Source organism: Brevibacillus sp. YAE8, assembly GCF_057543335.1.
The window spans coordinates 1-20,501 of the sequence record NZ_BAAIYG010000039.1; the positions used below are offsets into that span (position 1 = coordinate 1).

At 54.9% G+C, this 20,501-nt stretch carries 24 protein-coding genes; 7 read left to right on the top strand and 17 right to left on the bottom strand.

What is annotated here, in order from left to right:
• On the top strand, positions 1–198 hold a 198-nt coding region (locus AC27IT_RS25685), incomplete at its 5' end, for an IS3 family transposase (RefSeq protein ID WP_487092167.1).
• A 71-nt stretch (positions 199–269) separates the two neighbouring features.
• Here the strand turns inward: AC27IT_RS25685 and purN are convergent.
• Genes purN through purC form a run of 7 tightly spaced genes read right to left on the bottom strand, consistent with a single transcriptional unit; the run spans position 270 to position 7,231 of the window.
• Positions 270–881, bottom strand: a complete 612-nt coding sequence (gene purN / locus AC27IT_RS25690; RefSeq protein WP_005826763.1) for a phosphoribosylglycinamide formyltransferase — start codon at positions 879–881, stop codon at positions 270–272.
• Positions 875–1,915, bottom strand: a complete 1,041-nt coding sequence (gene purM / locus AC27IT_RS25695) for a phosphoribosylformylglycinamidine cyclo-ligase (protein WP_005826762.1) — start codon at positions 1,913–1,915, stop codon at positions 875–877. The genes purN and purM overlap by 7 nt, the downstream gene beginning before the upstream one ends.
• Positions 1,916–1,946: 31 nt before the next feature.
• Entirely contained in the window at positions 1,947–3,365 is a 1,419-nt protein-coding gene (gene purF, locus AC27IT_RS25700) for an amidophosphoribosyltransferase (protein ID WP_005826760.1), read from the bottom strand.
• Positions 3,350–5,593: a phosphoribosylformylglycinamidine synthase subunit PurL gene (purL, locus tag AC27IT_RS25705; RefSeq protein WP_026558322.1), complete on the bottom strand. Its 2,244-nt coding sequence runs from the start codon at positions 5,591–5,593 to the stop codon at positions 3,350–3,352. The genes purF and purL overlap by 16 nt, the downstream gene beginning before the upstream one ends.
• On the bottom strand, positions 5,574–6,266 hold the full coding sequence (purQ, locus tag AC27IT_RS25710) for a phosphoribosylformylglycinamidine synthase subunit PurQ (RefSeq protein WP_283858624.1): 693 nt from the start codon (positions 6,264–6,266) through the stop codon (positions 5,574–5,576). The genes purL and purQ overlap by 20 nt, the downstream gene beginning before the upstream one ends.
• 4 nt (positions 6,267–6,270) lie before the next feature.
• A complete protein-coding gene (gene purS, locus AC27IT_RS25715; RefSeq protein WP_026558323.1) occupies positions 6,271–6,519 on the bottom strand; it encodes a phosphoribosylformylglycinamidine synthase subunit PurS in 249 nt (82 codons plus the stop codon).
• A complete protein-coding gene (gene purC / locus AC27IT_RS25720; RefSeq protein ID WP_283858623.1) occupies positions 6,512–7,231 on the bottom strand; it encodes a phosphoribosylaminoimidazolesuccinocarboxamide synthase in 720 nt (239 codons plus the stop codon). Before purC ends, purS begins: the two co-directional genes overlap by 8 nt.
• A 352-nt stretch (positions 7,232–7,583) precedes the next feature.
• On the opposite strand from purC, the gene AC27IT_RS25725 reads away from it, so the two are divergent.
• The 5 genes from AC27IT_RS25725 (at position 7,584) to AC27IT_RS25745 (ending at position 12,351) form a co-directional block, all read left to right on the top strand.
• Positions 7,584–8,783, top strand: coding sequence for an iron-containing alcohol dehydrogenase (locus AC27IT_RS25725; protein WP_487092168.1), 1,200 nt, complete (start codon positions 7,584–7,586; stop codon positions 8,781–8,783).
• Between the two features lie 84 nt (positions 8,784–8,867).
• Positions 8,868–9,983, top strand: a complete 1,116-nt coding sequence (locus tag AC27IT_RS25730; RefSeq protein ID WP_487092169.1) for an aminopeptidase — start codon at positions 8,868–8,870, stop codon at positions 9,981–9,983.
• Positions 9,984–10,189: 206 nt separating this feature from the next.
• Positions 10,190–10,648: an AraC family transcriptional regulator gene (locus tag AC27IT_RS25735; protein ID WP_026558325.1), complete on the top strand. Its 459-nt coding sequence runs from the start codon at positions 10,190–10,192 to the stop codon at positions 10,646–10,648.
• Between the two features lie 168 nt (positions 10,649–10,816).
• Entirely contained in the window at positions 10,817–11,764 is a 948-nt protein-coding gene (locus AC27IT_RS25740) for a helix-turn-helix transcriptional regulator (RefSeq protein ID WP_122904473.1), read from the top strand.
• 65 nt (positions 11,765–11,829) lie between these two features.
• Positions 11,830–12,351: a DinB family protein gene (locus tag AC27IT_RS25745; RefSeq protein WP_487092170.1), complete on the top strand. Its 522-nt coding sequence runs from the start codon at positions 11,830–11,832 to the stop codon at positions 12,349–12,351.
• Positions 12,352–12,522: 171 nt separating this feature from the next.
• Here AC27IT_RS25745 and AC27IT_RS25750 read toward each other — a convergent pair whose 3' ends face one another.
• Positions 12,523–12,855, bottom strand: coding sequence for a hypothetical protein (locus AC27IT_RS25750; RefSeq protein WP_025844364.1), 333 nt, complete (start codon positions 12,853–12,855; stop codon positions 12,523–12,525).
• Positions 12,856–13,149: 294 nt separating this feature from the next.
• Here AC27IT_RS25750 and AC27IT_RS25755 point away from each other — a divergent pair, with 294 nt between their 5' ends.
• Positions 13,150–13,743: a hypothetical protein gene (locus tag AC27IT_RS25755; RefSeq protein ID WP_487092171.1), complete on the top strand. Its 594-nt coding sequence runs from the start codon at positions 13,150–13,152 to the stop codon at positions 13,741–13,743.
• Positions 13,744–13,825: 82 nt separating this feature from the next.
• On the opposite strand, the gene AC27IT_RS25760 is transcribed toward AC27IT_RS25755, so the two are convergent.
• From AC27IT_RS25760 to AC27IT_RS25800, 9 genes are all read right to left on the bottom strand, one after another.
• Positions 13,826–15,139 carry a VWA domain-containing protein gene (locus AC27IT_RS25760; protein ID WP_487092172.1) on the bottom strand — a complete coding sequence of 438 codons (1,314 nt, stop codon included), beginning with the start codon at positions 15,137–15,139 and terminating at the stop codon, positions 13,826–13,828.
• 70 nt (positions 15,140–15,209) lie between these two features.
• Complete coding sequence (locus AC27IT_RS25765) at positions 15,210–15,881, bottom strand: Tad domain-containing protein (protein ID WP_283858620.1); 672 nt, start codon at positions 15,879–15,881, stop codon at positions 15,210–15,212.
• Positions 15,882–16,373, bottom strand: a complete 492-nt coding sequence (locus AC27IT_RS25770; protein WP_487092173.1) for a TadE/TadG family type IV pilus assembly protein — start codon at positions 16,371–16,373, stop codon at positions 15,882–15,884. It abuts the gene before it with no gap.
• Positions 16,360–16,560 carry a hypothetical protein gene (locus AC27IT_RS25775; protein WP_005826733.1) on the bottom strand — a complete coding sequence of 67 codons (201 nt, stop codon included), beginning with the start codon at positions 16,558–16,560 and terminating at the stop codon, positions 16,360–16,362. The genes AC27IT_RS25770 and AC27IT_RS25775 overlap by 14 nt, the downstream gene beginning before the upstream one ends.
• A 40-nt stretch (positions 16,561–16,600) precedes the next feature.
• Positions 16,601–16,801: a hypothetical protein gene (locus AC27IT_RS25780; RefSeq protein ID WP_005826732.1), complete on the bottom strand. Its 201-nt coding sequence runs from the start codon at positions 16,799–16,801 to the stop codon at positions 16,601–16,603.
• Positions 16,798–17,517, bottom strand: a complete 720-nt coding sequence (locus AC27IT_RS25785; RefSeq protein ID WP_025844352.1) for a hypothetical protein — start codon at positions 17,515–17,517, stop codon at positions 16,798–16,800. The genes AC27IT_RS25780 and AC27IT_RS25785 overlap by 4 nt, the downstream gene beginning before the upstream one ends.
• Before the next feature lie 54 nt (positions 17,518–17,571).
• Positions 17,572–18,606, bottom strand: coding sequence for a hypothetical protein (locus AC27IT_RS25790; RefSeq protein WP_005826728.1), 1,035 nt, complete (start codon positions 18,604–18,606; stop codon positions 17,572–17,574).
• 50 nt (positions 18,607–18,656) lie between these two features.
• Positions 18,657–20,063, bottom strand: a complete 1,407-nt coding sequence (locus AC27IT_RS25795) for a VWA domain-containing protein (protein ID WP_025844350.1) — start codon at positions 20,061–20,063, stop codon at positions 18,657–18,659.
• 120 nt (positions 20,064–20,183) lie between these two features.
• Positions 20,184–20,408, bottom strand: coding sequence for a hypothetical protein (locus AC27IT_RS25800; RefSeq protein WP_025844348.1), 225 nt, complete (start codon positions 20,406–20,408; stop codon positions 20,184–20,186).
• Positions 20,409–20,501: the final 93 nt, after the last annotated feature.

Sequence of the window (20,501 nt, forward strand, 5' to 3'; positions counted from 1 at the left end):
AACTGCCTAGACAACGCATGCATAGAGTCCTTCTTTTCCCATCTGAAAACGGAAACGTCGTACTTCTCTCAGTGTAAAACAGAGGAAGAGCTTCTTCAAGCCATTGATGAATACATATGGTTCTATAACCATGAACGTTTCCAGAAAAGATTAAACCAGTGTGCCCCGGTTGAATACCGAGTCAAACTGGCTGCTTAGGCTTTTTAGTGTGTGTCTACTTGACAGGGGTAAGTGCACACATCTATCCTGTGCCGGTCTTTCTTTTGACGCTATGCTATCACCTGAACTTGCCGCCCTGTAACCTGCACCCGGCCTTCCGCCAGCATGCCGATGACTTCCACCAGCAGCCCGTGCTCCACCTCGTGGATGCGCGCTGCCAGCGTCTCGGCCGTGTCGTTGTCATGCACTGCTACGGGAACCTGAGCGATGATCGGACCCGTATCGAGACCGGCATCGACCAGATGGACCGTTACCCCCGTTATCTTTACCCCGTAAGCGAGTGCCTGGCCGATCGCGTCCTTGCCTGGAAAAGCAGGCAAGAGCGACGGATGCAGGTTGATGATTTTTCCTTCGTAAGCGGACAGCAGCGTCTCTCCTACCAACCGCATGTAGCCTGCCAGCACGACCAGCGAAATCTCGCGCTTTTGCAGCTCTGCGACAATCTCCGCTTCAAACGCTGCCTTGCTGGCATACTCCTTCGGTTGGAACACAAAAGCTTCGATTCCCAAACGTTCGGCGCGCTCCAGCACCTTCGCCTGCGGCTTGTCGCAGACGAGCAGGGCGACTTCCACGCCCGGCAGCCGTCCTGCCTGAACAGCCTGCGCGATCGCTTCGAAGTTGGAGCCGCTGCCTGAGGCGAAAATGGCCAGCTTTCTCACCATTCCACCCCGTTGTACACGACTTTGCGCTCACCCGCCTGAATGTTTCCGATCAGGTACGGCTGCTCGCCGAGCTCTTGCAGCTTTTCCATGACGCTCACCGCATCCGCTTCCTTCACGACCAAGATCATGCCGATGCCCATGTTGAACGTTTTGTACATGTCCGGGAAGGAAATGTTTCCGGCTTCCTGTACGAGCGAAAAGATCGGCAGAACAGGCCAGGAGCCGACGTTGATGACCGCTTGCGTGTTTTCCGGGAGCACGCGCGGGATGTTTTCCGTAAAGCCGCCGCCTGTGATGTGAGCCAAAGCCTTGACTTCATGCGATTCCAGCACAGCCAGTACTTGCTTCACGTAGATGCGGGTCGGCGTCAGCAGTTCCTCGCCGAGCTTTTTGCCGAGGACGTCTACATGGTCGTGCAAAGACATGCCCTTGTCGGCCAAAAGCACCTTGCGCACGAGCGAGAAGCCGTTGCTGTGCACGCCGCTCGACGCCAGCCCGATCAGCACGTCGCCTGCTGCTACGTTCGCACCCGTAATCATTTTGCTCTCGTCGACAACCCCTACGGTAAATCCGGCGATGTCGTATTCGCCCTCAGCGTACATGCCTGGCATTTCCGCCGTCTCCCCGCCGATCAGCGAGCAACCGGACTGGGCGCAGCCTTCTGCGATCCCGCTTACGATCGCTTCGATTTTTTCCGGGATCACCTTGTCTACTGCCAGGTAGTCGAGGAAAAAGAGCGGCTCCGCGCCCTGCACCACGACGTCGTTGACGCACATCGCGACGGCGTCGATCCCGATCGTGTCGTGTTTGTCCATGGCAAAAGCCAGCTTCAGCTTGGTGCCTACCCCATCGGTACCCGATACGAGAATCGGCTTTTCGTATTTTTTCGTGTCCAGACGGAACAACGCTCCGAAGCCGCCCAAATCGGTCAGCACTTCGGGGCGGAATGTCCGCTTCACGTGTTTTTTCATGCGTTCGACGGCTTCGTTCCCCGCGTCGATGTCGACACCCGCTTGTTTATATGCTTCACTCATCGTTTCTCCCCCTTACAAGAGGTTGCTTGTATTAGCACTTGGACGCTGGTAGCGCCTCTTCAAATTCAATCTCGGTCGGATACTCTCCGGTAAAGCAGGCGAGGCAATGCCCTTTGTTCGGAGCGGAATCCTGGCGGCCAATCGCTTCGATCATGCCTTCTACAGACAGGAAGGCCAAGGAATCGGCTTCAATGATCTGGCGAATTTCCTCTACCGATTTGGTCGCGGCAATCAGTTCGTCACGCGTGGAGGTGTCGATGCCGTAAAAGCACGAGTTCATGACAGGCGGAGAGCTGATGCGCACGTGTACTTCCTTGGCGCCAGCCTCGCGCAGCATGCGGACAATGCGGTTGCTCGTCGTGCCGCGCACGATGGAATCGTCAATCATGACGACGCGCTTGCCTTCGACTACTTTGCGAACCGCCGACAGCTTGAGGTACACCGCGCGCTCGCGCAGCTCCTGGCTCGGCTGGATGAACGTCCGGCCTACATAACGGTTTTTGATTAAGCCGATCTCGTACGGAATGCCTGTCGCTTCCGCAAAGCCGATCGCGGCGGAAATGCTGGAGTCCGGCACGCCTGTGACTACATCGGCGTCAATTGCCGATTCCAGAGCGAGCTGCTTGCCCAGCCGTTTGCGGGCCATGTGGACGTTGATGCCGTCGATGTCGCTGTCCGGGCGGGCGAAGTAAATGTATTCGAACGTACAGATCGAGCGTTGTGTCGTCTCGGTGTGCTTCGTCTCGGTGATGCCATCCTGGTCGATGACGATCATTTCCCCTGGCTGCACGTCGCGCCAATACTCGGCACCGATGATGTCAAACGCACAGGTTTCGGAGGCGACTGTCACCGCGTCGCCCAGTCGGCCGAGCGACAGCGGACGCAGGCCGTTCGGATCGAGTGCGATCACGAGCTGCTTCTCGTTCATGACGAGCAGCGCATACGCGCCCTTGATGTGCTGCAACGCGTCTTTTACCGCACCTGGCAGGTCGCGGCGCTCGGAGCGTGCGATCAGATGCGCGATCACCTCGGTGTCGCTGGTCGTCTGGAAAATCGACCCTTTTGCTTCCAGCTCTTTGCGCAGGACGGCCGCATTGACGAGGTTACCGTTATGGGCAACAGCCATGCTGCCTTGCGCGTAGCGGAAAAACAGCGGCTGGGCATTTTCAATCTTGCTGGAGCCGGCAGTCGTATAGCGGGTGTGGCCGATGGCGATGTGACCGCGGAATTTTTCCAGGTCGCCTTTGCCAAACGCTTCCGATACAAGCCCCATTCCGCGGTGCTTATACCACTTCTCGCCGTCGGAGGCGCAGATACCTGCGCTCTCCTGACCGCGATGCTGAAGGGCGTGCAGACCGAGATAAGTCAGTTGGGATGCTTCCTTATGGTTGTAGATGCCAAAGACGCCGCATTCTTCGTTAAGTTTGTCCCAGATTACCCGATCAAACATGGAATCGCATCCTTCCAGGCTGCTTTCACCTCTTGAATCGAAGCGTTGATCGCTTCTGCACCGTTCACGTTCACTACCAGACGATCGCCGCCGATCGTACCGATTTTTTCAGCCGGTACGCCATGCTCACCTGCCAATGCGAGGATCGCTTCCGCCTGCTCAGGGCTTGCGCTGAGCAAAATGCGGGATTGGGATTCGCTGAACAACAGTACATCGCTTCGCAGTTCGGAGCTAAGCTCGACTTGAGCGCCGATGCCTTTGCCGAAGCAAGACTCTGCCAGAGCCACGCCGAGACCGCCTTCGGACAGGTCGTGAGCGGAGTTGACCAAGCCTTTGCGGATCGCTGTGAGCACGAGCTTTTGTACAGCGGCTTCCTTGTTCAGATCAATTTGCGGAGGACGGCCGGAGATGGAGCCTGTTGCGAGCTTTTGATACTCGCTGCCGCCCAGCTCTGCGAACGTTTCGCCGAGCAGGATGATCGCGTCGCCTTCGTTTTTGAAGTCTTGGGTCGTAATATGGTCAACATCGGTAATCAGACCGACCATGCCGACGGTTGGAGTCGGATAGATCGCGTCACCGCTGCGTTCGTTGTAAAAAGATACGTTGCCGCCGATCACAGGCGCGTCGAGTGCCACGCACGCCTCGCTCATGCCTTCGCACGCTTTCTCGAACTGCCAGAACACTTCCGGCTTTTCCGGGCTGCCGAAGTTGAGGCAGTCGGTGATCGCCAGCGGCTCGGCACCGGAGCAGACCACGTTGCGAGCGGATTCCGCTACAGCGATGGCGCCGCCCACTTTTGGATCGAGGTAGACGTAGCGTCCGTTGCAATCTGTCGTCATGGCAAGCGCCTTGCGCGTACCGCGCACCATGACAACCGCCGCGTCAGAGCCAGGCTTGACCGCTGTGTTTGCCCGCACGATGTGGTCGTATTGCTCGTACACCCACGCCTTGTTGGCAACAGTCGGCTGTGCCAGAATGCTTTTCAGCGTCTCGTTCAAATCTTTCGGCTCCTGGATGGCAGCGAGCACGTCTACATTCGCGTTCGCCTCGTAGTAAGCAGGTACTGCGGATGGACGGTGGTAGACAGGCGCGTCATCAGCCAGGCTGTTTACTGGCACTTCTGCCACGACTTCGCCTTTGTGCAGCAGGCGCAGCTTGCTGTCTTCCGTTACTTTGCCCACGACAGCGGACGCCAAGCCCCACTTGTCAAAAATAGCGATGGCTTCTGCTTCCTTGCCTTTTTCCACGACGACGAGCATGCGCTCCTGCGATTCGGACAGCATCATCTCGTAAGCGGACATTCCCGCTTCACGCTGTGGCACGAGGTCGAGGTTCATCTCGATTCCGTTTCCTGCCTTGGACGCCATCTCGGAGCTGGAGCTGGTCAAGCCAGCCGCGCCCATGTCCTGGATTCCGACGACGATTCCTGTGTCGATCAGCTCCAGGCACGCTTCAAGCAAAAGTTTTTCCATGAACGGGTCGCCCACTTGTACCGCCGGACGCTTTTTCTCCGATTCCTCTGTCAGCTCCTCGGACGCAAACGTTGCGCCGTGAATCCCGTCGCGGCCTGTGCTTGCGCCGACGTAGATGACAGGGTTGCCGATACCGGAGGCTACCCCTTTTTGAATTTTTTCGTGGTCGATGAGGCCCACGCACATCGCATTGACGAGCGGGTTGCCTTCATACGTAGGGTCGAAGTTCACTTCTCCGCCCACGGTAGGAATCCCGATGCAGTTTCCGTAACCGGCGATACCGGCCACCACGTGTTCAAACAAATATTTGACGCGCGGCGTTTTCAGCTCCCCGAAGCGAAGCGAGTTGAGCAGGGCGATTGGACGCGCGCCCATGGAAAACACGTCGCGGATAATGCCGCCCACGCCAGTCGCTGCGCCCTGGTACGGCTCGATAGCAGACGGGTGGTTGTGGCTTTCGATTTTGAAAACAACTGCCTGATTGTCGCCGATGTCCACGATCCCTGCGCCTTCGCCTGGACCTTGCAGCACGCGAGGACCTTTTGTCGGGAACTTGCGCAGGACAGGCTTGGAGTTTTTGTAGGAGCAGTGCTCAGACCACATCACGCTGTACAGACCTGTCTCTGTCCAGTTCGGCTGGCGTCCCAAAATATTGACAACACGTTGGTATTCTTCGTCAGTCAGCCCGATTTCGCGATAGAGCTTCTGATCGGCAATTTGTTCTGCGGTCGGTTCTTTATGCGTGAGTTGTGACACTGTTTTGTTCCCTCCACGTCTTCAGGATCGAGGTAAACATGCGGCGTCCGTCATCGGAGGTCATCCATTTGTGGACAGCGCGCTCAGGGTGAGGCATCATGCCGAGCACATTGCCGCGCTCGTTGCAAATGCCTGCGATATCGTCAATCGAACCATTCGGGTTCTCGCCGCTGTAGCGGAATACGATCTGCTTGCCTGCTCTCAGCTTCGCAAGCGTCTCTTCATCACAGTAGTAGTTTCCTTCGCCGTGCGCGATCGGAATCTGAATTTCTTCCCCGGCCGCGTAGTCGCGGGTAAACGGGGTATCGTTGTTGTCTACGCGCAGGCCGGACAGCTTGCAGGCGAATTTGAGGGAACGGTTGCGCAAAAGCGCTCCTGGCAACAGCCCTACCTCCGTGAGAATTTGGAAGCCGTTACAGATTCCCATCACCAGCTTGCCTTCCTCCGCTGCCTTGACCACCTGCTCCATGACAGGCGAAAAGCGAGCGACCGCGCCACAGCGCAAATAGTCTCCATAGGAGAAACCGCCCGGCAAAAGAATCACGTCATACCCGGACAAATCTGTCTCGGAATGCCATACGTAATCGACCGGCACTCCCATTACGTCTTCAACTGCGTTATACAAATCTACGTCGGCATTGGAGCCTGGAAAGACGATAACCGCTACTCGCATGTCCTTAGCCCTCCACGATTTCAAAGCGATAGTCTTCAACCACCGTATTGGCCAACAGCTTTTCGCACATCTCACGTACACGCTCTTCTGCCTGCGCACGGTCCGCTGAGTTCAGCGTAAGCTCCATGTACTTCCCGATCCGCGCATTGTTTACTTCGTCAAAACCAAGGGTGTGCAGAGCCCCTTTTACAGCGTGGCCTTGCGGGTCCAAAACGCTCTCGCGCAGCGTTACATAAACAACAGCTTTAAACATGTACGTCTCCTCCCAGTCTCTTCAGCATTTCTTGGTACGCTTCTTCTACATTGCCCAAATCACGACGGAAGCGGTCTTTGTCCAGCTTCTCTTTTGTTACCGAGTCCCAGAAACGGCATGTATCCGGGGATATTTCATCGGCGAGGAGGAGCTCCCCGTCCGGCGTTCTTCCAAATTCCAGTTTAAAATCGACCAGGGTGATGTTGCGCTCGGCGAGGTAAGGCACGAGAACCTCGTTTACAGCCAGCCCCATGCGCTCAAGCGTCGCCAGGTCACTTTCGCTCGCAATTCCCAACACTTTGATATGGGACGGGTTCACCAACGGGTCGCCCAATGCGTCGTCCTTGTAGTAAAACTCGACAACCGGCTGCGGGAGAACGGTGCCCTCTTCCATGCCAAGGCGTTTGGCGAGCGAGCCTGCCGCGATATTGCGGACAACGACCTCCAAAGGAATGATCTCCACTTTGCGGACAACCTGCTCGGTTGCGGACAGCAGGCGGACAAAATGGTTGTCGATGCCTTTCTCCTTTAGCATGGTGAAAAAGATAGCGGTAATGCGGTTGTTCAGCTCACCTTTTCCGGTGATTTGCGCCCGCTTCTCTCCGTTGAATGCTGTTGCGTCGTCTTTATACTCTACCCAGTATTGCTCAGGCTCAGATGTCCGATAAATACGTTTCGCCTTACCTTCGTAGAGTTGTTCCTGTTTTTCCACTGTAGGAGTCACCTTCCCAGATAAAAAGGTTGAGTTGCGATTAATTCACGAACGATTCAACTACATTAAAACACAAACATACGCATTTATCAACGAAAAAAGCGTGAACAGACTTCGACAAACGTTCGGAAATTGTTGCATAATCGGATGTTAAACTTTCGTTAACATTCGTTTACGCGTTATTCATATCAGTTTTACATCCGTTCTATGCGGCCGTTCCCCGTCGCTGGAAGAGCCGCTCATGCTTTTTTCCGCAGCCTGTCCCCCGTTTTCCCGCTGCCGGAAGACCCTTTTGCCGTCTTTGTGTTACACTGTTTTTGGTACAACCTACACGTGAAAGAAGGAATATCAGATGTTTCCCTTTGAAGTATCTTTTCCTACCCATATCTACTTCGGCATGGGCGAACTTGCGCGTTTGGGCCAGGCAGCGAAAACTCTCGGCAACAAGGCGATTCTCGTCACGGGTGGCAGCGCAGCCAAGCGCACGGGGCTTCTCGACCGCGCGATTACGCTTTTGCAAGAAGCGCAAGTAGCCTTTGCTCTCTTTGACAAAATCGAACCGAATCCGCGCACGGCTACCGTCGATGCCGGGGCAGCGCTCGCCCGGAAAGAACAGTGCGACTTCGTGCTGGCGCTCGGCGGCGGCTCGGTCATGGATGCTGCCAAAGCGATTGCAGCCGCAGCGCTTTCCGGCCGTCCGATCTACGACTACATGCGCGGCAATCCGAGCGGCACAGGCAAATGGCTGGTACCTGTGCAGGAGGCGCTCCCTCTCCTGACGGTTCCGACAGTAGCCGCTACCGGATCGGAAGCGAACAACATCAGCGTCCTGACCCATTGGGAGACGCACGAAAAATCTTCCATCAACGGCCCGGCTCTCTTCCCGAAAATCGCCATTCTCGACCCGTCCATCACCTTTACGGTTCCTGCGCGCGTCACAGCGGAAGCTTGCGCAGATATTTTTTCCCATCTGTTTGAAACCTATCTCATCAGCGCGGACAAAACAAACGTGCAGGACGGGATTACCGAAACGCTCATCCGGCTTGTCGCCGAGCATTCCCTCACAGCCATTCATGAGCCGGATCACGAGGAAGCCCGCTCCACTCTGCTATGGGCGAGCACGCTGGGCATCAGTCCGTTCGCAAACGCCGGACGCGGCGCAGGCATGCCTCTGCACGGCATCGAGCACCCGCTGAGCGGAATATACGACATGGCCCACGGTCGCGGCCTGGCGATTTTGTCCATCCCTTACTTCGAGCAGGTTATTTTGCCGCTTCGCCCGGAACGGCTGGCGCGCATGGGCCGTCACTGCTTCGGCGTCACCGCGGAAGACGAAGGCGCTGCAGCGCGCGCGACTATCGCCGCTGTTTCACGCTGGTACGAAAGCATGGGCATCACCGAACGACTCTCCGACTTCGGCGTGACCGAGGACGCCTTGCCGAAAATGGCCGAAGAAGCCGTCACCATCGGCGGACGCGGCGCAGGCTACCTGGCCAGCGCCAAAAAGCTGAACGCAGATGACGTCATCGCCATCTATCGAGCGTGCTTGTAAACGTCGAACATACTGGCAAGCCCGCTCTTTCCTGTGCGATAATACGATTAATAAAAATTTTTTTACTATATGGAGGTCGTACATATGGCAGATCCACGTATCAACGAACTGGCCAGCCGTCTCGTCCGCTACTCTCTCAACCTGCAAAAAGGGGAAAAGGTCCTGATCGAAAACACTGGCCTGCAACCCGAGCTTGTACGCGCACTCGTCCGCGAATCGTTTGCGGTCGGCGCTCTGCCGCTCGTGACGCTGAAAGACCAGGAAGTTTTGCGCGCGCTCTACCAGGGCACCAGTGAAGAACACATGGCCTTAATGGCGAAGTACGAATACGAGCGGATGAAAGACATGGACGCGTACATCGCGATCCGCGCTTACGAGAACATCAACGAGTTCGCCGACGTTCCGGAAGACAAGATGGGCATTTATTCCCGCATCCTGTACCAGCCTGTGCATACAAACGAACGCGTGCCAAACAAGCGCTGGGTCGTTCTGCGCTACCCGAACAAATCGATGGCGCAACTGTCCAACATGAGCCTGGAAGGCTTCGAGGACTTCTATTTCTCCGTGTGCAACCTGGACTACGCGAAAATGTCCCAGGCCATGACTCCGCTGAAAGAGCTGATGGAGCGCACCGACCGCGTCCGCATCGTCGGACCGAAAACAGACCTGCGCTTTTCCATCAAAGGCATCAACGCGGTCAAATGCGACGGCAAACGCAACATTCCGGACGGTGAAGTGTACACAGCGCCTGTCCGCGACTCTGTAGAGGGCACCATCTACTACAACGCGGCTTCCAACTACCGCGGCATGTCCTTTACCGATGTGCAGTTCACCTTCAAGCAAGGAAAAATCGTGGAAGCGACCAGCTCCAACACAAAAGCGCTGAATGACATTCTCGACACGGATGAAGGCGCTCGCTACATTGGGGAGTTTGCAATTGGCTTCAATCCGCACATTCTCCACCCAATGCTCGACATCCTGTTCGACGAGAAGATCGCAGGCAGCTTCCACTTCACGCCTGGCAACGCCTACACAGTAGCAGACAACGGAAACCGTTCCTCTGTCCACTGGGATCTGGTACAAATCCAGCGCCCTGAATACGGCGGCGGCGAAATCTGGTTCGACGACGTGCTCATCCGCAAAGACGGCCGCTTCGTCCTGCCGGAGCTGGAAGGCTTGAACCCGGAAAATCTGGTGTAGGGCCATACCGTATAGCACGTCTGGCACGAAGAATGGATAGGCTTCAGAGAGCATCTGAAACCCTATCCATTTTTTCATGCTCATATCTATTGAAAAATCATTATTTTAAAATTTACAAAAAATCCCTAAAAATTTATGCAAAATTTTTTATAACATGCTACATTCAATACGGCAACCAAATCTACGAAGAAAGGAAGCGACTTTTTATGAAATGCAAACTCGAAACGTTCCCCCCTTATCGCATTGCGTATATGCGGCGAGTCGGTCCATACGGTCCTGCCAATGTGGAAGTAATGGAGGAGCTTAAAAAATGGGCGAGGAAGAACCAGCTTCTGGATTCGGCTATCCTGTTTGCCATTCCACAAGACAACCCACAGACAACCGCACCTGAGCGCTGCCGCTTTGATGCTTGCATCGTGCTCTCCGAAAATGCCCAGTTGGACGCTGCCGATTCAGCTATCCGCGAAGGCGAGCTTGCCGGCGGGAATTACCTCGTTTTCGAAGTGAAGCATACAGCAGAGGACATCCAGCGGGCGTATACAGAAATTTTTCCTGCTCTCCACAGCAACGGCTACACGATGGACGATAAACCCATTCTGGAAAAATATACGGGCGATCTCACGACCAATCCTTATTGCGAAATATGTGTGCCTGTTAAGGTGTGATAGACCAGTCTGGCGGCATGGCAATACTTGCGGGATAACGTTGCCGGCATGACACGACATGGCGCGGCGTGACGACCGGCCGGCAGAAAGTTCATCTCCAGCTTTTTCTCGCTTGACGCAAAAAATACAATAAGGATAAGACACGTTTTGGGGAAATGGGGGCTATCCATGAACAAATCAGACCGCCTGCTGGCCATTGTGCTGGAGCTTCAGCGCAAGCGCACCTTGCGAGCGGAAGATTTGGCCGCGACATTCGAAACGAGTGTGCGGACCATTTACCGCGATATGCAGGCGCTGAGCGAAGCTGGGGTCCCCGTCGTCGGCTCGCCCGGGCAAGGCTACTCGCTGATGGAAGGCTTTTTTCTGCCGCCCGTTCGCTTTACGGTCGAAGAAGCCGTCGCGCTGCTGATTGGCGCAGACCTGGTCGAGCAGGCGTTTGGCAAAAATTACGGTCACAGCGCCCGCGGCGTCGAGCGCAAAGTCGAAGCGATTCTGTCACCGGAATTTATCCGGGAAGTAGAGCGAATTCGCTCGACCTTTCGCCTGCTCGACATCGGAGAAGCCAACCAGCGCGAACAGGAAAAACAATACGCCGAACTGCTCCACGAAGCCATCCTGCATCGCCGCAAGGTCCGCTTTCGCTATCGCAAAACCATCCCGGAAGCGGACGGAAACCGCGAGAGCGTGCGCGACGTGGCTCCCTACGGGCTTGTGTTGGTGCGGGGCGTGTGGACTTTGCTTGCCTTTTGCGATCTGCGTCAGGACATTCGCAGGTTCCGCCTGTCCCGGATGGGCGGGCTGACCATGCTCGCAGACAGCTTTGACCTGCCGGAGCACTTTTCGTTTGACGATTACAAGCCTCCCGATGACCGCACACTCGAAGTCCGCTTGCTCATCCCGCCAGCGATAGCCGATCAGGTGCTGGAAGCAAAGTCCTTTTATATAGAAGAAATGGCCGATCATCCGGACGGCGTGCTGGTCACGCTGCGCGTCCGGCAGCTTGAGGAAATATCGTCCTGGGTACTGGGACTCGGGGCCAATGCCTTTGTTCTGGAACCGGAATCGCTGCGCCAAAAAATTCGCGAGGAAGCGGAAAAAATGCTCAAACGCTACTGACATACTGCTGTCAGTAGCGTTTTTGTATGCTAGGGCTAAGCAAATGAAGAGGAGCTGATTTTTTCATGAATCCAGTCGAAATCGTACGCAATCTGGAAAAGGTAACTGCTCATTACTTGCAAGAGCTGGAAGCATTCAGCATGGAGCAACTGCACAAAAAGCCGAGCGAGGACGAGTGGTCGTTGGGGCAAATGTACGTGCACCTGATCCAGACGGCCTTGCACATGCAAATCCCCAACATCGAAAAATGCCAGGCAGGCGGTCCGGAAGTTAACATGCCGGGTGCCGAGATGTGGGAGATCGGGAAAGGAATTTTTGCCCAAGGCTCTCTCCCGCCGATTCGCATCAAAATTCCTGCCTCGCGCGAATACACACCTGCCCAGCCCTCAAGCAAGGAAGAACTGGTCAACGGCATGCAGACAGTGCTTGAGCGCATGCACGAGCTGGCCCCGACGCTGGACGAAATCCCCACCCACCACAAAGTAGAGCACCCTGGCTTCGGCCCGCTCGCTGCCAAGGAATGGTTTGCGCTAGTCGAGATGCACTATCGCCACCATCTGCACCAATTGAACAGGCTGAAAGGCTAGCTTTTCCCCGAACATGCAAGCGAGCTTCTGGTAAGTCGGCGGAAAGGAAAGTTGAGCGCCATAAGGAAGCAACTTCGCCTATCGTTAAGTTGTCGCAAACGAACGATAGGCGAATTTTTGCTGTTGACCAGCGCTTTTTTTGCTTTTTTCATTTTAAGGGAATACCGCTCCTTACGTTTTGAGACTGTTCGTTTTCCCCCATTGCCCAAATAAATCTTTCATAAGCGTTACAAACCACAGCAGCATTTCCATAAGCGCAAGGAGAACAAACAAAGCCCATATCTTCCCTTGCCCAAGACTATGCCACAGGTTATCCATTTCCGTCCCGGAAGCACGCAGCAAGGACTGTAAAAAGAAGATGATCGGTCCAAATACAGCGGATACTATGGTCAGTGTTGCGAGAAGCTTGCGCTGTTTCCGAATGAGATACACAATACTACTGACTAGTGCTATCAAAATAAATCCATAATAGAAGCCCCAGACCCAAGAAGGCAACGTCTCCATGATCTTCCCCCTTTGCCAATGAATCAATTGAAGCTTTGTCATAACCATATGAAGCAAAAACTTGTGTTTGTGTGGTTACTTTCATTCTGCAGGAAAAGATGGTTTTTTACTATTTTTTCCATCCAGCAAAAACGCGGCGCCCCACTGTCAGTTTTCACTGACTTTCTGGACAGCGCCTTTCTTTAAGCAAGCTTACAACTTCGTAAGGTAATGGAAAGGAAATTCGATTTCTCCACGCCCCGTCTCCTGTTAGGATAAGAAAGGATTACGCACACAGGTACGGAGGCTTGATTGATGAAAAAACTGGCAACCCTTTTACTTGCGACGACGCTCCTGGCGTTGATTATCATAGGCTGTTCCAAGCCCGACACGCCCGAACAGGTGCAGGGACTGGGAAAAGAAGAAGCGGCGCAAATCGCTGCAGCCGCTGTCCGCCAATACTACCATGTTTCCGTAGATACCGCCGACCGGGAAATTACGCTGGAGGACCCTGCCAAGCTGGTTGATGCCGCCACTGGCGAACCGATCTACAAAGGAGTGCCCGTTCACGCCCTGCTTCGCGGCGAGCCGAAAAGCGGCGATATTTATGCCTACCACGCGATTATCGAGCCAAAGAAGAAGCAGCTTCTCTCGCTCTCCATTGACGTGATCGGCAAGGACGGCGAGAAAGCGACGAAAACAATCACCGAAGCGGAACTGGAAAAAACGGCAGCCGACTTCGTGCGTTCGCAAAACTTGCTGGCAACAACAAACTTTCAGCTCGTTCGAACATCAGAGCCGACAGCCAATGAACTCAAACGCTACTTTTACTATTCAGACGGCTACAACGCGGTCGCGATTGGAGTAAACACGGCCTTGAAGCAGGTCGTTACTTTCACCTATGACTGATCGGATCGACCGCTCCCATGCTGCTTTTCGGCAAAAAAGTCCCGTTGTCAGACACACTGTCTTGCACAACGGGACTTTCCCACTAGCCACCACTGTATTTTTCCTCGATTTCTTCTTTCATTTCCTGATACGTCTTGTTGGTGAGGTTCACCAAGTAATCGGTAAGCTCCTCTTTCGATTGCGCGGCTAACGCTTCCCTGTCCTGTCTTTGCTTCGTAAAATACTCCTTGGCCTGATGGCCGATCTTGCCGCTTGCCGCCAAATACTCGATTGCAGTCCCGAGGTTCAGGCTCTCCCGCCAGCTTTTGTCGTACCAGTCCCGGTTGTAGGCGTCGATCCACTTGCGGCGGTCGATCAGCACCGCGCCTACTTCCGTCAGGGCGTCCCGCTTCCACTGCTCCCACTTCTGGGCGATTTCTTTTGCCCGCTCCAGCTCTCTTTTGAATTGCTCGCGGTTCGTCACGTTGGCATACAAGCCTTCCGATGCCTGGGCAATCGCCTTCAGTTGCTTCTGCCCTTCGGCGTTCACGTCAAAGCCGATCACGTTTAAGAGCGGCATGATTTGCGACTGGGACAGCTCTTTGGCTACGGCCACCGGATCGCCGCCACAAGTCTCGATGCCATCGCTGACCAGGTAGATGACGTTCGTGTTTTTATCTGCCGAAAACGCGGCCAAATCTTGCTGGGCAAGCTTGAGAGAATGGGCGATCGACGTCCAGCCAGTCGGCTCAAACAGCGCAAGCGCCTGATCCAGCCGCTTCGGCTCGTACGATTGCAGCGGATAGACCAGATCGCTGCTGGAGCAGGAGAGCTGTCTGTCCCCATCGGCATTGCTCCCTTTATGTCCATAGACGCGCAGCGAAATGTTTGCTTCCTCCGGGAGTGATTCGGCAAATTCCTTGATCGCTTCCTTGGCCAGTTGCATTTTGGTTTTGTCTCCAATTTTGCCAGCCATGCTGCCGCTCGCGTCCAAAATGATTTCGACGTTAAAATGTTCCCGAAACTGAAACCGCGCATCCTCGATGTCCGGGCTTCCGAACGAAGCCATTTTCCAGCGATCCACAACCATCTGCGGACTGAGGTAGTCCTCGGAGAACAAACCGAGCAACTGATTCCAGTACAGTTGCAAATACGCCTCGTCCATCCCGTCCACCACGGTAGGCATTTTGTCGAGAATAGCCGAGATGGCAGGCCGATGCGGGTGTTGGGCGAGGTAAAAATGCGTACCCGCCAACTGCCCGGGCTGCTCCGCGATCAACTCCTGCGTGCTTTGCGGCCATTTCACCTCGCCTACTCGCGGCCCTGCTCCAGATGCGCCAAGGGTGCAGCCGCACAGCAGCAGGGCTATCATCAAGCTGTTTACCAGGCCAAGCATTCGCCTGTACGTACCGTGCATTCGGTCATAGCCTCCTTGTCGTGTGTATGTTCTGCATCATCGGATATGACGAGATGAACCGTTTTTGCTTTTACAGCGTGATGGAACTGAGAAAAAGGCCCCCTGCCGCATGGAGAAAGCCAATCTGTCTGCTCGATCCCGTCTGGTACACTTCCTCCTCGTGCTTTGGGTCAGGCATGAAGGAAAAGTCAAATGTAGTGGAGCGGAAGCGGACAGAGGTCTGCACCTGGATGCGCTCATCCGCGGTGACGACAATTTGCGAGCCGGGCACTGTGGCGTGATTGGCCTCCAGTATCGTGACGACGACATCCCGCAGCTTCGGAGCCGCTTGTGCCAAACCTGTCTGCACGTAGAACAGCAGCTCCACGTTTGCCGGCAGCCAGCTTGAGAGCACCTGGTCAATCGCTTCGTACCGCACCTCGCTCCTGGCCCAGTCCGGATGGCTCGCGCGGATGGAAGCCTCCGCCTGATCCACGAACGGCTTGATGTAAGTCTCGTCCTTCAAGCGCATAGGAGATTGATCGTAGCGAACAAGCGCCTTTTCCATCTCGTCGTAGATCGGCTTGACCGCCGCCAACGCCGCTTGCTGCGCACTGTCTGACGCCTGCTCCTTGACGACGAAAACAGTCGAGAGGTTAAACAGCGCCATGAACAGGACGAGCATGATGAGCATGAAGATCGTAAGCGTAAAAATCGTGACATTCCCTCGTTCATTCCGCAAAAACGCAAGCCAGTCTCTCATCTAGTGAACCACCCTGCTCGTAATCTCGCGCTGAAACGAAATCGTCTTGTCTGCTTCATCCATGTTCCGCGTCAAAATATCCGGCAAAAAGGCGATTTCCAGGTTCGCGCCGATCATGACCTTGAAATACCCGTCACTTGTCGACTCAATGTACGACTCTCCTTTATTGAAGGCGATGCCGCCGCCCGCTCCGGCGAGCACTTTTTCCGCCGCAGCGAGCGCACTGGACTCGCTCCCCGTAATGGCGAATACTTTTGCCGCCTCATTGGCAGCCGATTGTGCAGCGATTACCCCGTACACGCCGATCAAAAATTGCCAGCATACGAGCATGATGAGAAAAAGCAGCGGCAAAATCCCGAGAAACTCAATCGTGACCGAGCCTTTTTCATCAGACAGCGCACGCGCCAGCTTCCCTGCGTCCCTCGCGTCGGCGCGCCCCTGTCTTGCGCCCGGCATCACCCACTGCCTGGGCGTACGGTTAAACAGACGCATGTTTCTTCCGGAGAAAAGCCAGATGATTTTTTTTCATGAACGGCAGCCCGATCGCCAAAATGACTAGCTGGATCGGAAAATCTCCCCGGTAAATGGCGCCGATGATCGTCGCAGGCACAATCAAGGCGTAAAAGTAAAGCAGCATGAAATTCCAAAAACGCTGCCAGTTTTTCTCCTGCTTGGACATGTCATTTCCCCCTCCATGCTTTTTCGCTTGGCGCCAAGCTTTACCGCTTCACTTCTTTGCGGCGTGCGTACTCCATGCCAGACTGTTCAATATAGGGCAGCGCAAACCAGAAAAGCAGCAACGGATAAGGAATCGTCTCCCCCACTATCATGAGCAGGCAGCAGAGCGGCAGGAGCACGCCGTACAAAACAATCGCGATCCCGTTCCAAAACCGCTGCCTCTTCGCTTCTTTTGTCGTCAAGCCGTGTCCCTCCTCCCAGTATCCACGCTCTCCGCGTTCGCTGACTCGCTCATCCATTTGTGCGTGTACATCGTCAGCATCACCGCCATGAGCGGAAAGAAAATGACATTTAAGAGCAACTGCGTAAAGAAAACTGCGCCAAAGCTGGTCGTAATGTACGTGACCGTAAACAGCCCGATCACGCTGATGGCCCACTCGATGGCGCTAATCAGCAGAATCACGCCAAGGATGGAGAAAAAGTGCTTTTTCCCCAGCGCAAACGCCTTTTTCCAGCACTGCTGCACCGGCTGTTTTTTGATGACAGTCAAGTACGGGGTCAAGTAAAACAGCACGAGGATGACCACCCCTGGCACCACAAACAGCAGCATGCCAAACGACACTGCAAGCACGTAGACGATCCCGAAGACAAACACGGCAAAGCTTTGATCCAAAAACGTGCGCAGTGCCTGGCGAACCGGCCGCTCCTCTCCCGCAAGCTCGCTTTGCACATACTGGGCAAACGGAAGCTGAACGACCGACAAAAACACGAGCAGCAAAAACAGGTTGAAAAAGGCTGACACCACCTGCCCGCCTGTCAAGGCAGCGATAAAGTGGATATAGTTGACGGTAAAATTGTGAATGAGCAAAAAAGGCAGAACGACGACTGCTGACAAGAGCAGCATGGACTCGATGTTGCGCGTGTAAAACAGGAAGCTTTCTTTGATCGGATGCTTCACTCTGACTCATTCCCATCTAACGTTTTGGCGACCAGTCACAGCCAGCGTCAGGCGCTAGGCAAACAGTTTGAACAGCTTGCGGCCCCATTTCGCCAGCTTGCTGCCTACCCACAGAACGCCGCCGACCGAGACAAGCACGACAGCGACCGTCTGTCCTCCGGGAATCATCGCGGCGATGACGCCGGCATCCATGAGCGTACTGCCGAAACTGCCTGTTCCGTCGATAGCATAGTCGATGCGTTCATCCTGGCTGTTGCTTGAATCAAACGCATCCTGGAAGTTCGTGAAGGTGTCGATGCTGTCAAACACGAGACTGATCCCCGCCGTTGCGACGTTCAAGCCTTTGACCAGCCCTGTCACTTGCAGGCCGCTTGCCGTATCTTTGATGAACTTGAAATTCATCCAGGCGGAAGCAGCGTCGAAGCCGTCGACAGGCAAGCCGCTCACCCAGTCGAAGGAAGTGTCCTTGAGATGGATGTCGATTGCCTTGACGCCCAACTCGACGAGGAACAGGCTGCGCATGTTGGCAAAAGTAGCCGGGTCTACATTTCCTTCCGCGAGATCAGCCGCCATGCCGAGGCTGCCGCCGAACACGCTGTTGATCGACCAGTTGACATAGTCGTATGCTTTGGAATCGCCTTTGCCGGAAAAGCTGCCCGGTGTGACGCTGCCTGGCTGCGTATTTCCAGGAGTTAAGCTGCCCGGACGGGTATCTCCCGGATTGACGTTCCCCGGTTGGGTATCACCGGGATTGACGCTTCCCGGCTGGAAAGCTCCCGGGTTCACATTGCCCGGCGTGACGTTGCCAGGCTGCACATTGCCAGGTCGTGTGTTTCCTGTATCCAGACTCCCCGGCTGGATCTCGCCGGGCGAAATCTCTCCTATTTCCCACTGAAAACTACCGGGCTGTATGTCATTTGGCGAAATATTTCCCGGCCCGATCTCTCCCGGCTGGACTGCGCCTGGACGCACGTCCCCAGGCGCCAAAGATTCTGCATGCACAAAAGCTGCAAAGGGGAAGAGATTCATCACCAGAATGAACAGGGCGACGATCGCTGCCCAGTTCGTGCGTCTTACATGACGATTCACAGCATTCACCCCGATTTCATTAGTCCCTGGCAAACCGCCGATCGGCGGCGCTAGTTACCGCCTGCCTTGGTGCCGTACTGCTCAGAAATGGCTTCAATGGTTTCCTTGTAAGATTTTTTGGCCAGGGAATCGAGCAAATCTTCCAGTTCGTCCGCCCGCTTATCCACGTTTCGTTTATGCTCATCCTGCAGGCGGCCCAACTCTTCGGCAAGCTGCTGCGGGAACCGTTTATCCCTTTTGATCTGGCGAATCATCCAGTCGATGTTTCGCTTTTCATCGTCGGCCAAAAACTTCCACGCAAGCTTGTAGTGCGTGTTGTTTACGAGCAGGTTGACTTTCCGGGAGTACGCTTCGCTGGATTCTTTGCGCTTCCATTTGTACCATTCGTCAGCAATTTCTTTTGCTTTGGAAAATTCGTCTTGCAGCCCTTTTTTGTCGCGAATAGACACGTAGCGGCCACGCGCTGCTTCTGCGACTGCCTTGAGCTGCTTTTGTCCCTCTCCGTCCACGTCAAAACCGATGACGTTCAACACAGGCGTAATGTTGGAGTCAGCCAACTGCTTCGCTGCTGCCACCGGATCGCCGCCGCACGTCTCGATTCCGTCGCTGACGAGAAAAATCAGGTTGGTGTTCTTGTCCCCGGCAAGCTGGCTCAAATCTTTTTCTGCCTCCTGCAAGGAATGGGCAATCGGGGTCCAGCCCGTCGGCTGGAATTGGTTCAGGCTTGCCGCGAGCTTTCCGGCGTCGTATTTTTGCAACTGGTACACCAGCTCGCTGCTGCTGCAGGAAAGCGCCTTGTCGGACTCTTTGCCACTCCCTTTGTTTCCGTAAACGCGGAGGGCGACATTCGCATCTTTGGGCAACGTCTCGGCAAACGCTTTGATCGCTTCCTTGGCCGCGTCCATTTTCGATTTGCCGTCCATTTGGCCGGCCATGCTGCCGCTCGCGTCGAGAATGATCTCCACGTTGTACTGCTCCTTGAACTGAAAGCGCGGATCGTCAATGTCGGGACTTCCGAACGAAGCCATTTTGATATCTTCTATCAGCCGCTCCGGGTCAGGATAATCTTCGGCGAATAGCCCGAGCAGCGCCATGTAGTACATGTCGAGCACTTCCTGATCGGGGTTTTCAATCGCTGGCAAATCGTTCAGAAACGTCTGAAGCTCTTGTTCATGCTCGGAATAGTTCGTTCCGGCATAGCGCCCGATGGGAAAGCTGGCAATCTCGGCAGCCGTCTCCGGAATTTTCGTGGCCCCGTCAGGAAGCAGCGCCTTCAGGGCAGCGATCTGCTCCTCCCGCGACGGCTTCTGCTCCTGATTGGCTGGCTGTTCGACCTGCTCGTTGGGCGCTTCCGCTGGCGCAGTCGGCTCCTGCGTGCTCGGCGGCTCGTCGCTGGAGCAACCATGCAAGACGACCATCAGCCCAAGGGCTGCAATCAGTACCTTGATAGCTTTCATCTGTATGTACCTCCGTCATGTCAGAGCTGCTTGTTGTTCGCCAGGCAACAGAATAGGGAAGTTAGTGGTGAAAACCAGCTTTCACCACTAACCGTTGGCACTGGAATCAACGCTTTGGCATTAGTCACCTGTGATCTTGTCGCCAATGTGCTCAATGACATCCGACAGCGTGCCGGAAACGGCGTTGCCCACATTCTCGTCTTTGCTGAAAAAGGTGGCTACGGCGCCAAGCACCGCCAGAACGACCGCAGCCAGTGCGATCCATTCGATTGATTGCGCGCCTTTTTGGTTGCGCAGGGAAAAGCTTGCTTTTACAAACAGTTTTTGCATCATTGTTGTCATCATCGTTTTTTCCTCCAAACGGGAATGTATTTAATAGGTACAAAAATGACTCCCGGACGCCTCTGCCTGCATCACCTCCCTTACAGGCATCCGATC

What these genes read in the sequence shown, in the direction of transcription:
- AC27IT_RS25760 (WP_487092172.1), bottom strand. Translation starts at nt 15,139, where the DNA reads ATGCACGGTACGTACAGGCGAATGCTTGGCCTGGTAAACAGCTTGATG.
- AC27IT_RS25735 (WP_026558325.1), top strand. Translation starts at nt 10,190, where the DNA reads ATGAAATGCAAACTCGAAACGTTCCCCCCTTATCGCATTGCGTATATG.
- AC27IT_RS25725 (WP_487092168.1), top strand. Translation starts at nt 7,584, where the DNA reads ATGTTTCCCTTTGAAGTATCTTTTCCTACCCATATCTACTTCGGCATG.
- AC27IT_RS25800 (WP_025844348.1), bottom strand. Translation starts at nt 20,408, where the DNA reads ATGATGACAACAATGATGCAAAAACTGTTTGTAAAAGCAAGCTTTTCC.
- purM (WP_005826762.1), bottom strand. Translation starts at nt 1,915, where the DNA reads ATGAGTGAAGCATATAAACAAGCGGGTGTCGACATCGACGCGGGGAAC.
- AC27IT_RS25740 (WP_122904473.1), top strand. Translation starts at nt 10,817, where the DNA reads ATGAACAAATCAGACCGCCTGCTGGCCATTGTGCTGGAGCTTCAGCGC.
- purF (WP_005826760.1), bottom strand. Translation starts at nt 3,365, where the DNA reads ATGTTTGATCGGGTAATCTGGGACAAACTTAACGAAGAATGCGGCGTC.
- AC27IT_RS25755 (WP_487092171.1), top strand. Translation starts at nt 13,150, where the DNA reads ATGAAAAAACTGGCAACCCTTTTACTTGCGACGACGCTCCTGGCGTTG.
- AC27IT_RS25745 (WP_487092170.1), top strand. Translation starts at nt 11,830, where the DNA reads ATGAATCCAGTCGAAATCGTACGCAATCTGGAAAAGGTAACTGCTCAT.
- purS (WP_026558323.1), bottom strand. Translation starts at nt 6,519, where the DNA reads ATGTTTAAAGCTGTTGTTTATGTAACGCTGCGCGAGAGCGTTTTGGAC.
- purQ (WP_283858624.1), bottom strand. Translation starts at nt 6,266, where the DNA reads ATGCGAGTAGCGGTTATCGTCTTTCCAGGCTCCAATGCCGACGTAGAT.
- AC27IT_RS25775 (WP_005826733.1), bottom strand. Translation starts at nt 16,560, where the DNA reads ATGTCCAAGCAGGAGAAAAACTGGCAGCGTTTTTGGAATTTCATGCTG.
- purN (WP_005826763.1), bottom strand. Translation starts at nt 881, where the DNA reads ATGGTGAGAAAGCTGGCCATTTTCGCCTCAGGCAGCGGCTCCAACTTC.
- AC27IT_RS25730 (WP_487092169.1), top strand. Translation starts at nt 8,868, where the DNA reads ATGGCAGATCCACGTATCAACGAACTGGCCAGCCGTCTCGTCCGCTAC.
- AC27IT_RS25750 (WP_025844364.1), bottom strand. Translation starts at nt 12,855, where the DNA reads ATGGAGACGTTGCCTTCTTGGGTCTGGGGCTTCTATTATGGATTTATT.
- AC27IT_RS25770 (WP_487092173.1), bottom strand. Translation starts at nt 16,373, where the DNA reads ATGCGTCTGTTTAACCGTACGCCCAGGCAGTGGGTGATGCCGGGCGCA.
- AC27IT_RS25765 (WP_283858620.1), bottom strand. Translation starts at nt 15,881, where the DNA reads ATGAGAGACTGGCTTGCGTTTTTGCGGAATGAACGAGGGAATGTCACG.
- AC27IT_RS25795 (WP_025844350.1), bottom strand. Translation starts at nt 20,063, where the DNA reads ATGAAAGCTATCAAGGTACTGATTGCAGCCCTTGGGCTGATGGTCGTC.